The organism is Candidatus Magnetaquicoccus inordinatus, assembly GCF_004217665.1.
GTDB lineage: Bacteria > Pseudomonadota > Magnetococcia > Magnetococcales > Magnetaquicoccaceae > Magnetaquicoccus > Magnetaquicoccus inordinatus.
The window spans coordinates 1-7,317 of record NZ_RXIU01000179.1; the positions used below are offsets into that span (position 1 = coordinate 1).

Genomic DNA, 7,317 nt, shown 5'->3' on the forward strand with positions numbered 1-7,317 from the left:
TGCAAAGGTGCCGGGAGTGTCCGAGAAAGTGCTTACGCGCAACGGCCATTTGTATCATTCACGCTGAACCAGCACACTCCCTGCTGTTGGGTGCAAGCTGTTCGGCCCATACCTATCCCTACATCGAGGTCAAAAACAGCAGCGCCAAGGTGGAGCATGAAGCCACCACATCGCGCATCAGTGAAGAGCAGATGTTCTATTGCCGACAGCGGGGCCTGAGCAGCGAGCAGGCAGTCGCATTGATCGTCAACGGATTTTCTCAGGAGGTCTTGCGTGAGTTGCCCATGGAATTTTCTGTGGAGGCGCGCAAACTCCTTGAGGTCAACCTGGAAGGATGTGTGGGATGAAGATGCTGCAAATAAATGATCTGCATGTCTCCGTGCTGCACAAACCCATCTTGTGCGGAGTGGAACTGACAATAAAGGCTGGGGAGATCCACGCCATTATGGGTCCAAATGGTTCCGGCAAAAGTACCCTGGCCAATATTTTGGCTGGTCGGGAGGGTTACCAGGTCACCGGCGGCAAGCTTCTCTTCCAAGGAGACAATCTGCTTGGGATGGCGCCAGAAGAGAGATCCAGAGCAGGCATCTTTCTCTCTTTTCAAAATCCGGTGGAGATTCCAGGAGTGAGCAATGCCCGTCTGCTGAAAGAGGCTTTTAACGCCCACCAACGCCATCAGCAATTGCCAGAAATGGATGCCCTGCGCTTTCGCGACTATCTGCAATCGCGAAGCCAACAGCTTGGGCTGCCTGCCGACTGGTTGCTGAGAGCCGTCAATGTCGGTTTTTCCGGTGGCGAAAAAAAACGCAATGAACTGCTGCAAATGATGGTTCTTGCCCCACGCCTGGCAATCCTGGATGAGCTTGACTCTGGACTGGATATTGATGCCTTGGCGGTGGTGGCCGCCGGAATCAACGCTTTGCGCGATGGACAACGCTGCATGCTCTTGATCACTCACTATTCCCGTTTGCTGCAACAGGTGGTCCCGGACCACATCCATGTGCTGATCGATGGTCGCATCGTCCTCTCGGCTGGAGCAGAGTTGGCGGTTCTCCTCGAAGAACGAGGATATGGATGGCTGTCGGAGAGGGTACAATGAATAACAGCCTGCAAACCTATCAATCACAATGGAACGAGCGTCTGCCTGCACTGCCCGGTTGCAAACTCTTGTCATGGCGCGCTGCCCGGCAAAAATCCATGGAGCGTCTGCTGCAGATAGGCTTGCCGACGCAAAAAATGGAAACCTGGAAATATACATCGGGAAAGCTTCTCTCGCAGAGGGGGTATACACTTCCCGATCCCGCCTGTCTGGGCCTGGATCCAGAGGATCTCTCCCCCTATCTGCTCGAGCAGCAGGAGAGCAATCGCCTGGTATTTGTCAATGGCCTTGTGGCACCTTTCTTGTCCAAACTGCACGATTTGCCGCCTGGCGTCCGCGTGGAAAGTCTGGCAAAGGTGGTCAACAACGCTCCAGATGAGTGGGAACCCTACCTGGAACAGTTTCTTACCGGCCCTGATCAAGGTTTTTCCGAGTTGAATCATGCCTTGTGGGCAGATGGGGCCTTTGTCTATCTCCCAGAGGGCAGCCGTCTGGAAAAACCTTTGCAACTGCTCTTTCTCACCACAACATCCCAAAACCCGATGATGACGCTGCCCTGGAATCTGATCATCGCCGGTGGCAATTCCCAGGCGGTATTGGTGGAGAGTTATGCCACCTTGGGGCAGGCCATTCATTTTACCAACAGTTATACCTCCCTGGTTTTGGGAGACAAGGCACAGATGCGCCATCTGCTTCTGCTGGGTGAATCTCCCTTTGCCCATCATGTGGGAACACTACAATGCACACAGACAATGGGCAGCCGTTTGCATTCCCAGTTGTTCTCCATCGGCGGAAAAATCACCCGCCAGGATCTGCACGTGACACTGGCCGGGACAGAGGCGGAATGTTCTCTGGATGGCCTGTTTTTCGCCAAGGGCGAGCAACACATGGACTTTCACAGCGCCATTCATCACACCCATTCCACCACCCGCTCGCAACAGTTGTACAAAGGGATTTTGGACGAACAGGCACGCGGCATATTCAATGGCCTGGTCCATGTTCCGTCAGGGGTAGAGCAGACCCAATCGCAACAGACAACTGCCAATCTGCTGTTGTCCGACCGAGCAGAGATCGATGCCAAACCGCAACTGGAGATCAACAGCAATGCCGTACAATGCAGTCATGGGGCAACTGTGGGCAGCCTGGATCCCGAAGCGCTGTTTTATTTGCAGAGCCGAGGCATAGATTTCGCCACAGCCCGCACACTGCTGATCCATGGCTTTGCCGAAGAGCTGTTGCAACGCTTCTCACCAGCTTCTGTCAGGGAATGGATTGAACGAAGCTTTCATTTTGGAGGAGTGCACGCATGAAAATCGACCGCGATCTGTATGAGGATACCATTCTTGATCATAACAGAAACCCATTCCATTACATGTTTTTACCACAAAACAGCAACCATAAGGCTTACGGATTCAATCCCCTTTGCGGTGACGAATTTACCATCAATTTGCGCATCGCCGATGGAGTGATTCAGGAAGCGGGCTTTGAAGGGGTGGGTTGTGCCATTTCAGTCGCTTCCACCTCCATGATGATCGAGGTGTTGGAAGGGTTGAACATGATGGAGGCGACAGCGCTGGCACAACGCATGATGGCCTTTTTTCATGGTGAGGTCACCTCCTCCCATGATGCGGAGCTGCCGCCGGGTCAATTGGCTTTGCTGGGGGGAGTTTTTGACCATCCAGAGCGGATCAAATGTGCCAACCTTGCCTGGTTTATCCTGCACGCAGCCTTGCAAAAAGAGAGCAATACCGTTTGCACCGAATAGGGAGAGTCACATGGAGAGGATCGAACAACTCAGGCAGGATGTCATCGCAGCCTTGTGTACCATTGAGGATCCAGAGATTCCCATCAACATTTATGATCTGGGACTGGTCTACCACCTGGAGATTACCCCTGATGGCATGGTGACTGTGCGCATGACCTTGACGACACCAGGATGTTCGGTCGCGCAATCCTTTCCAGAGGCAATCGAAATGTGCGTGGCCCGCGTGCCCGGTGTCCAGGGAGTTCATGTCGAGGTGGTCTGGGAACCGCAATGGAGCAGAGAGATGATGAGCGAAAAGGGACTGTGGCAAATGGAGCTATTATAACCCGGCAACAACCGCCAACAAGGAAAAACAGCATGAATGAGTGGACAGATGTGGCATCGGTGACCGATATTCGGCCTGGCACCTGTCAGGCGTTTGTAGCGGCTGGAGTGGCTGTAGTCGTTTTCAATCTGGAGGGCCATTTTTTCTGCCTGGAGGATTGTTGCAGCCACGACGGCGCTGAGTTGTCCAGTGGTGAGATGGACAGTGGCGAAATCATCTGTCCCCGGCATGGGGCCCGCTTTGACATCAGAACGGGAGCTGTATGCACCCCTCCGGCCTATGAGAATATTCAAGTGGTTCCGGTTCGCAGCAACAATGGAATGGTACAGATAAAACAATAAGCAGAAAAACACCCTATCATCGCTTTAAGCCAACAGGAGAAAACCGACCATGGAGAGCATCGAGCAGAATTCCCACCCCGTCACCCATTCCTGGAATGTCACAGGTTTGGCAGATCTGGAAGCACGCCATCTGCTGACCGCATGGCTGATGAACAATCATGACATACTGGATTTTGTGCTGGATGGCACACACAATACCGTCAAGATCACCTATGATATGTTGCAGGTAAGCTCCGAACAGATCGAAGCGGCGCTGCTTGCCAGTCATCTCACTCTCCACACCAGCTTTTTTTCTGCTGTACAGCGCTATATGATCCACTTCACTGAACAAAACCAACTGGACAATCTGCAATATATCCCGCGCTGGTCGCGCGGTCTGTGTGACATGGAAAAAGCTGCAGAGCGCTCTCCGCCATGCTGCTCTGCCGAAAAGAGACAAAAGCAAAGCTGTTACAGCGCCAACGGCGAACATGCCAGCAAAGGGGGCATACTCCCTCTCTAGCAAAATCTACACAGAGCCTCCTCAATTGCTATCGCGCATCTTTTGCAAATAGCCCTCCGAACGGCACTCCCGACACATGCCATCCCGCGCCAGACAGAGTGCGCAGATGGTCTGCAGACCCTTACAGGAGGGACATTTTTCCAGGTCTACTGAACTGCCGCAATTCAGACAGGTGGAAGAGTTGACAATCATTGGTGCAAAAAAATGAATTGTTTCCTGATTGCAAAAGGCAATTGCAATACAATATTTATCAATACTGTATTTGCCAGCGCGCATGACCCTCCCAGGAAATATGGAAGTTACCCCTTTGTAATCGACGATTATTTCCCCCTCTTCATTTTCACTGACCGGGTTTCGATGCTCTGAAATCAACAACAACGACTTTTCGCTTATATTTTTTGCTGTGCCGCTACAGGAGATCCCTGATTTGGAGACAAAGCGAATGGTACGCTCCAAGGAGACGCGGGGCTTTTCCCGTTTCTCACTAAATTTTTTGATAAATTCAAACAAGTTGTGGCTCCTCTGTTGGCTGAACAGTTGTTGACACTGCTGCATCCGTCTATCAGTTTCAGAAATGAGCGGCACGATTGCGCCATCCCACGAAAAAAATTTGTATACCCCTACTGCATTTGCGGTCACTCCCTACTCTACCACCAGCAACCAAAAATTCCCAAGCCACAAATACAGAAACGCCTCCTCACCTACCAAAAACATCCCCTCGTCCAAACCTTGGAAGGAATTTTCTGTGCCCTCCGCTTCTCTAACCTCCACCCTATCAACCACCTGGCGATATACTCATCAAGCCCGTCTGTCATAGAATTATATGCCTCCTGCATTCTGCCAATGAATGGAATGGCGCAAATAAATTACCATTTGCAAAGAATGTGTACTGGCCTACCTTTTTTCATTTTACAGAATTTGCTACATCTGATAGGATCCTGTTTGCTTGTTTTGCTAATTTGTTTTGCAAGTATGGCAAATACTGGCATCATGGACAGGGAAGCTCCTGGGCCCTGTTTGCCCTGCGTGTAGCTTCAGAAGTGTGGGTTGGGACAATGCTGCGGTAAAAAAAACAGAGTGACACCCAGGCGGCATGTGTCCATTGCCTATGACCAGACAAACTGCTGCAGCTTACGGCCAAACAACTGTCCCGCACAGGCAATTAAGAATTGTGAAGCGCTAACTGCCTTTTGCTGCCTTGCAAATGTGCCTTGCAGGAGAGATGACCGAGCAATTTTTGGGGAAAAATTATGGTCAACCCACTGTCCGCAACCTCCTCCGCAAGCTCTCCCACGCTGGTTGGAATCGGTGCCTCTTCGGGAGGGATCAGTGCACTCAAGCGTCTTATCTGCGCCATTCCGCTCGATAGTGGCCTGATCTTTGTCATCCTGCAACACCTGGATCCCACCCGAAAAAGCGCAATGGTGGAGATTGCCAGCCATTGGACCTCGCTGCCGGTGGAACTGGTGCATGACGGCCTCATCCCCTCGGCCAATCATATCTATCTGGTGCCCTCCGGCCATCTGCTCAGCATGATCGGCACCACCTTCCATTTGACCCCACTACCCTCCTTTTTGCGCCACCCCGCCCCCATCGACAACATGTTCCTCTCTCTGGCCGAAAATTTGGGCAGCAACTGTGCCGGAGTGGTGCTTTCTGGAACCGGACAGGATGGCTCCAAAGGTCTCAAAGCCATTCGCGACCTGGGTGGTTTTGCCGTGGTGCAGGAGCCAAGCAGCTCTGAATTTGCAAGCATGCCCCAAGCCGCTCTGGATATGGCAGGTGCCGATCTGCTCCTCCCCCCCGAAGAGATTCCCCTGGCCTTGATCCAGAGGTTGCGTCGGCAGGATACACCATCGGCCTCCCGCAATCCGCTTGCCGACAGCACAGAGCTGCTGCTGACCGAGATCCTGGAACTGATCTCCCGCCTCAAAGGGAGTCCTTTGCTCGGCTACAAAAAAACCACCCTGCTGCGCCGGGTGCAACGGCGCAGTGCCCTGCGCGCGCTCCCCTCCCTGGCCGACTATCTTGCCATCCTCCGGGAGGAGGAAAAAGAGCTGGAGCTGCTGCTCAAGGATCTGCTCATCGGTGTAACCCACTTTTTCCGCGATCCGGATGCCTATCAGATTCTGCAGCAACAGGTTGTGCCCCGACTGTTTGCCAACAAAGAGGAGACACAGCCGCTTCGCGTCTGGGTGGCAGGCTGCTCCAGTGGCGAAGAAGCCTACTCCATCGCCATGCTGCTGTTGGAATATCGCATCCTAAACAATCGAACAAATCCGATCCAGATTTTTGCCACCGATCTGGACGAACAGGCCCTCGACGGAGCCCGCAGCGGCAGCTTCGAGGAAAGCATCCGGGCGGATGTCAGTCTGGAACGGCTGGAGCGCTTTTTTATCCGCCAGGGCAATATCTTTCGGGTCAAAAAACAGCTTCGGGAGTGCATCGTCTTTGCCCTGCACAATCTGTTGAGCGATCCACCCTTTTCGCGAATCGATCTGATTGTCTGTCGCAATGTGCTGATTTATATGGAAGCAGAGGCACAGAAAAGGCTTCTTTCTGTGTTCCGCTTTGTTCTCAACGAGCAGGGCTGTCTCTTTTTGGGCAGCTCCGAATCTCTGGGGGAGCATGGTGCGAGCTTTGAGCCCCTGGCAAAAAACTGGCGCATTTTTATTCATCAAGGCAAGCCCCTCAACAAAAGAGAGTTGCCAATTCCGAGCGGCAATCCCCTCTCCCGTTTGGCTACGGCACTCTCACCACCACTGCCGGCATCGGTGGGACTAGGCAAACTGTGTCGCACCATTCTGGAAAACCATGGCCCGGCTACCGTCCTGATCAGCCAGACCGGCGAGGTTCTCTATACCACTGGCAATACGCATGAATTTTTTATCATGACCAGCGGGGAACCGCGCTACGACATCCTCTCCCTGATTCGGCCCCATCTGCGTAGTCCGCTGCGCATGGTCATGGGCAAGGCATCGCTCAATAAAAGCGCTGCCACCCTGCTCAACCATGCCGGCAATAGCGAATCGCCGGTACGTATCACCGTCACCCCTATCGTGGAGCCCTCCAGCAGCCAACTCTTTCTGGTAACACTCTGCCGCGAACCAAGCGATTCTCCGCCGCTGACAGAAAAGAAGGGTGAACGTTTTCTGGTCCAGCAACTGGAACAGGAGCTGCAAGCCACCCGCGACGATCTGCAACGCACCATTGAGCAACTGCAGGGCAGAAACGAAGAGCTGACGGCCTACAACGAAGAGGTGATGGCCATGAATGAAGAGTTGC

General features: G+C 53.0%; 9 protein-coding genes. 8 read left to right on the plus strand and 1 reads right to left on the minus strand.

The annotated features are described in order from the left end of the window. The 7 genes from EJP87_RS11980 to EJP87_RS12010 form a co-directional block, all read left to right on the plus strand. Positions 1-347, plus strand: a 347-nt coding sequence (locus tag EJP87_RS11980) for a SufD family Fe-S cluster assembly protein (protein ID WP_193771334.1), incomplete at its 5' end; no start/stop codon positions are given. Between the two features lie 2 nt (positions 348-349). Beyond that, entirely contained in the window at positions 350-1,099 is a 750-nt protein-coding gene (gene sufC / locus EJP87_RS11985) for a Fe-S cluster assembly ATPase SufC (protein ID WP_130472120.1), read from the plus strand. Continuing rightward, positions 1,096-2,409 carry a Fe-S cluster assembly protein SufD gene (gene sufD / locus EJP87_RS11990; protein ID WP_193771335.1) on the plus strand — a complete coding sequence of 438 codons (1,314 nt, stop codon included), beginning with the start codon at positions 1,096-1,098 and terminating at the stop codon, positions 2,407-2,409. Before sufC ends, sufD begins: the two co-directional genes overlap by 4 nt. Next, positions 2,406-2,864, plus strand: a complete 459-nt coding sequence (sufU, locus tag EJP87_RS11995; RefSeq protein WP_130472115.1) for a Fe-S cluster assembly sulfur transfer protein SufU — start codon at positions 2,406-2,408, stop codon at positions 2,862-2,864. Before sufD ends, sufU begins: the two co-directional genes overlap by 4 nt. A 10-nt stretch (positions 2,865-2,874) precedes the next feature. Next, entirely contained in the window at positions 2,875-3,189 is a 315-nt protein-coding gene (locus EJP87_RS12000; protein WP_130472116.1) for an iron-sulfur cluster assembly protein, read from the plus strand. Positions 3,190-3,221: 32 nt separating this feature from the next. Next, positions 3,222-3,530, plus strand: a complete 309-nt coding sequence (locus EJP87_RS12005; protein WP_130472117.1) for a Rieske 2Fe-2S domain-containing protein — start codon at positions 3,222-3,224, stop codon at positions 3,528-3,530. A 49-nt stretch (positions 3,531-3,579) separates the two neighbouring features. Further along, a complete protein-coding gene (locus tag EJP87_RS12010) occupies positions 3,580-4,032 on the plus strand; it encodes a hypothetical protein (RefSeq protein WP_130472118.1) in 453 nt (150 codons plus the stop codon). 21 nt (positions 4,033-4,053) lie between these two features. On the opposite strand, the gene EJP87_RS12015 is transcribed toward EJP87_RS12010, so the two are convergent. Beyond that, a complete protein-coding gene (locus EJP87_RS12015; RefSeq protein WP_130472119.1) occupies positions 4,054-4,542 on the minus strand; it encodes a hypothetical protein in 489 nt (162 codons plus the stop codon). A gap of 740 nt (positions 4,543-5,282) precedes the next feature. On the opposite strand from EJP87_RS12015, the gene EJP87_RS12020 reads away from it, so the two are divergent. Next, on the plus strand, positions 5,283-7,317 hold a 2,035-nt coding region (locus EJP87_RS12020), incomplete at its 3' end, for a CheR family methyltransferase (RefSeq protein WP_227657605.1).